This is a genomic window from Promicromonospora kroppenstedtii DSM 19349 (assembly GCF_000515355.1).
Lineage (GTDB): Bacteria > Actinomycetota > Actinomycetes > Actinomycetales > Cellulomonadaceae > Promicromonospora > Promicromonospora kroppenstedtii.
In genome coordinates, this window is the sequence record NZ_KI911760.1 from 256106 (window position 1) to 259286 (window position 3181).

Below are 3181 nucleotides of genomic sequence, written 5' to 3' on the forward strand. Positions count from 1 at the left end.
CGGGGCGAGCCGCAGGCCGGCGTCGGCGGGGCGCACGTGCGGCCCGGCGGGCGTGGACCACGCCCCTGACTCCCGCTGCGCGGCGATGAGCGCCTCGTCGACCTCGATGCCCAGCCCGGGCGACCTGCCGAGAAGTATCCCGCCGTCGGTGAACTCCTGGTCCACGATCAGACCCACCGGGGCCTCGAGGTCCTGGACCTCTGTGACGAGGTGGTTCGGCACCGCCGCGGCCGCGTGCGCCACCGGGTTGGCGTCGTACGCCACCGGGCTCACGGGCAGGTCCTTGCCCAGGGCCAGCACGGACACCCGCAGGAAGTGGGTGATGCCCCAGACGCTGCCGGCCTGCACCACCGTCACGGCGTCCTGGTCGAGGAGCTGCCGGTACTGCTCCAGGCCGGTGAGGTTCTCGCCGGTGGCCACGGCGGCCTGCACGCCGGACACGACCGCCCGGTGGCCCTGCACGTCCCAGCGCCGCACGGGCTCCTCGATCCAGGTCAGGTCCACCTGCTCCTCGACCTGGCGTGCGAGCCGGACCGCCTGGTGCCGACCCCAGGACTCGTTCACGTCGTACATCATGGCGGGCTGGTCGCTGTTGACGCGCAGCACGTCGCGCACGGCGGCCAGCCGCTTGGCGTCGCGGTGCACGTCGAGGCCACCCTTGACCTTGGCGCCCGTGTAGCCACGCTCGGCCCACTGCTCGTAGAGGCCGACCAGCTCGTCGTCGCCGAGCCCGTACTCCAGGCCCGAGGCGTAGCCACGCACGAACCGGTCGTCGGCGCCGAGGGTCTGCCACAGCGGCTCGTCCGCCATCTTGGCCTTGAGGTCCCACAGGGCCATGTCGAGGGCGCCAATGGTGCCGAACGTGGCGCCGTTGTGCCCGGACTTGAAGACGAACGCCAGCATCCGGTCGTACAGCGCGGTGACAGCCCGTGGGTCCTGCCCGTCCAGGGCGGGGAACACCCGCGCGATGTCGCCGTGCGCACCGAGGCCCACGCCGGTCAGCCCGCCGTCGGTCTCGACCAGGACGATCGGCACCTCCGTCACGCCACCGGCCACCACGCCGTTCACATCGCCCACGGGACGACCCCAGCGGTGAATCGTCGTCAGGCTCCGGTACCCGGTGATTCGCATCGTGCTCCACATCGTCGTCGAGACAGCACGCTCGCGACGCTCCGCCAGCATGTCATTCATAACTTATGATACGAGTGACGATAGTACAACACTCGACTACCCTCGGTTCGATGAACTCGACGCCCGCGGCCGGTGCCGCAGTACCCCGCCCCCAGCGGCACCGTCCCCCGCTCGCCGCGGCGGTCGTCAAGAGCCTGGTCACGGCCATCGTCGTCGGCGACTACGCGCCCGGGTCGGCGCTGCCGCCGGCCGGCGTGCTGTGCGAGCAGTACGAGGTGAGCCGCACGGTGATCCGCGAGGCCACGACCACCCTGGCCGAGAAGGGGCTCGTCGCGACGCGGCAGGGCTGGGGCACCGTGGTGCTGGACCAGGACCAGTGGAGCCTCCTGGACCCCCTGGTGCTGGACGCGCTGTTCCAGCGCGAGGACCGGCTGGTCTACCTCGACAACCTGGTCCAGGTCCGCGCCACGCTGGAGTGCGCCATGGCGGAGCGCGCCGCCGGCCTGCTGGACGCGCCGCAGCGCGCGGCGCTGACGGCCAAGGCCGAGGAGCTCGCCGGACTGATGGACGACCCGACCGCCTACGCGGCGGCCGACGTCGAGTTCCACGAGCTGATCCACCGCGCCTCGCAGGACGCGTTCGGCCGGGCGATCGTGTCGAACATCCAGGGCAAGGCCCTGCACACGCCGCAGTACAGCGGGCACCCGACGCGCGAGGACCTCGAGCTGACGCACGAGCAGCACACCCACATCCTGGCCGCGCTGCTCGCGGGCGACGCGGAGGCGGCGTCGGCCGCGATGCGCGACCACATCACGGGCAGCTGGGCCCGCCGCCGCCCCACGGAGTGACCCGCCCGCCTCGTTGAGTGCTGGCTATTTGTGGTCCGGAACCGGTTCCGGACCACAAATAGCCAACACTCAACGAAGTCGGGGACGGTCAGGGGGTGGTGACCAGGCGGTTCCACTCCTCGACCCACGCCTGGCCGAACGCGTCCGCGACGGCCCCCGTGGTCGAGAACGTGAGCGTCTCCTCGTCCAGGCCCGCGTCGGCCAGGGAGGCCGGGCGGACGACGTTCGTGCCCACCTTGTCGCTCCACCGCGCCAGGCCGTAGGTCTCGGCCGGGGCCGAGAACGTGGCCGAGCCGGCCGCGTAGTCCCCGCCGCCGATCACGACCGAGTGGTCGATCTCGATCCGCGCCGGGGCGTACAGCGAGTCCGCGCTGTTCCAGACCGTGGCCCGGCTGCACCCGTTGGTGGCGTCGGTCGCGTAGTCCGCGGCCGTGCAGGCCACCTCGGTCGCAGTGACCCGCGGCACGTACCAGTCGGCGATCTCCGGGTACACGATCGGGGTGCCGTCGGAGTAGGTGTGCTCGCCGTTCGTGTAGTGGTCGTGCCAGGTGGCCACGGTCTGCGGCGTCGCGCTGTACTTCTCGCCCGGCCGCACGTCGAGAAACGTGTTGAACCGGCTGTGCACCACCCACGCGTTGGACACCGGCAGGGACTTCTCGCCCTTCTGGTGGTACATCTTGTCGTGGCCGGTGCGGTCGACGTCGACGAAGACGTTGTCGTTGGCCGTGTTGCTGTGCCCCGACTGGAAGAACACGCCGGAGTGCGCGCCCTGCACCACGTTGTGGTGGAACCGCATGCCCGAGGCTCCGTCGTCCATGTAGAACGCGTCGTTCGAGCCGCCGATCTTCTCGAAGTGGTTGTAAGCCACCTCGTTGCCGAGGAACGTGTAGTCGCGGCCCGTGTAGACCACGCCCTGGTCGCCCGCGTTCTTCACCAGGTCGTAGAAGTGGTTGTGGTTCGCCTTCATGTCGTTGCCCATGATCTGGACCGCCATGTGCGGGGCGTCGTGCACGTAGTTGTGCTCGAACGTGTTGCCGACGCCGTACAGGTACCCGGCGGGCGTGTACGTCGCGAGCTTCGAGAACCGCGCGATCTCGTTGTACCGCGCCACGTTGTCGCCGCGCTCCAGGGTGGCGCGGTCGCCGCCGCCGAGCAGCACGCCGCCCCCGGTGCTGGGCCGAGGTGCGGCCCGCGAGCGCGTC

The 3181-nt window shown here is 70.7% G+C and carries 3 protein-coding genes; 1 reads left to right on the top strand and 2 read right to left on the bottom strand.

Annotated elements, in window-relative coordinates; genetic code table 11:
* Positions 1-1191, bottom strand: a 1191-nt coding sequence (locus PROKR_RS28495; protein WP_245606002.1) for a mandelate racemase/muconate lactonizing enzyme family protein, incomplete at its 3' end; no start/stop codon positions are given.
* Positions 1192-1241: 50 nt separating this feature from the next.
* On the opposite strand from PROKR_RS28495, the gene PROKR_RS28500 reads away from it, so the two are divergent.
* Positions 1242-1979: a FadR/GntR family transcriptional regulator gene (locus PROKR_RS28500; RefSeq protein WP_036970616.1), complete on the top strand. Its 738-nt coding sequence runs from the start codon at positions 1242-1244 to the stop codon at positions 1977-1979.
* An 88-nt stretch (positions 1980-2067) separates the two neighbouring features.
* Here PROKR_RS28500 and PROKR_RS28505 read toward each other — a convergent pair.
* A partial coding sequence (locus PROKR_RS28505; protein ID WP_036970619.1) for a right-handed parallel beta-helix repeat-containing protein occupies positions 2068-3181 on the bottom strand: 1114 nt, incomplete at its 5' end.